Here is a 356-nt window from a genome sequence, read left to right on the forward strand (position 1 = left end):
CCCGTGGTGCTGCCGCTGACCACCACCGCGCCGCTTTCGGTCTTGTTGTAGACGTGATCGCTGCCGGCACCATCGTTGCCGATGCTGATGCTGGCGGCGGTGTTGAGGCTTTCGCCCGGCTGACCCGTGCCGGTGTCGGTGTTGGCGGTGGCGGTATTGCCGGCCTTGTCGCTGACGCTGGCGCTGACGCTGATGCTGCCGTCAGTCAGGCCGGACAGGTTGGCCGGGTTGGCCGTCCAGTTGCCATTGCCATCGACGGTGGCGGTGCTGCTGGCGGTATGGCCCTGGCTGTCGGTAAAGGTGACGGTAACGGTCTGGCCGGCTTCGACGCTGCCGGTGCTGCCGCTGACCACCAC

The 356-nt window shown here is 67.4% G+C and carries 1 protein-coding gene; it reads right to left on the minus strand.

The features are described 5' to 3' along the window. A partial coding sequence (locus JHD64_RS21290) for an Ig-like domain-containing protein (protein ID WP_199055630.1) occupies window positions 1-356 on the minus strand: 356 nt, incomplete at both ends.

It is taken from the genome of Aquitalea sp. ASV15 (genome assembly GCF_016429115.1).
GTDB classification, from domain to species: domain Bacteria; phylum Pseudomonadota; class Gammaproteobacteria; order Burkholderiales; family Chromobacteriaceae; genus Aquitalea; species Aquitalea magnusonii.